The sequence below is a fragment of the Desulfonatronum sp. SC1 genome (assembly GCF_003046795.1).
Taxonomy (GTDB): domain Bacteria; phylum Desulfobacterota; class Desulfovibrionia; order Desulfovibrionales; family Desulfonatronaceae; genus Desulfonatronum.
The window spans coordinates 1-425 of record NZ_PZKN01000183.1; the positions used below are offsets into that span (position 1 = coordinate 1).

1 protein-coding gene is annotated in these 425 nt (G+C 47.8%); it reads right to left on the reverse strand.

The window, feature by feature from the left end:
- Positions 1–425, reverse strand: a 425-nt coding sequence (locus C6366_RS21210; protein WP_146164957.1) for a pitrilysin family protein, incomplete at both ends; no start/stop codon positions are given.

The following is a 425-nucleotide window of genomic DNA, read 5'->3' on the forward strand; positions in this document are numbered from 1 at the left end:
AGCAAACACTTTGTCGGGGTGAACGTTGCCAGCAACTGCCAGCACTGCATTGTTTGGCGCGTAGTGCTTGAAAAAGAAGTTGCGTACATCGTCCAATGTTGCATTCTCTATATGGGAAATATCCTTGCCTATGGTTGGCCACATGTAAGGGTGGGTCTTATAGGCGAGGGGTCTGGTGAGCAATGACATATCGCCGTAAGGCTGGTTCAGGTAGCGCTGTTTGAACTCTTCAATTACCACTTTACGCTGTACCTCCAGATTTTTTTCAGTAAAATTCAGCTCCAGCATGCGATCCGATTCCAGCCAGAATGCTGTTTCAATGTTGTTGGCCGGAAGGGTAACGTAGTAGTTGGTGTAGTCGTTGCTGGTCCATGCATTGTTTTCGCCGCCTACCATCTGCAAAGGTTCATCATAGGATGGTACGT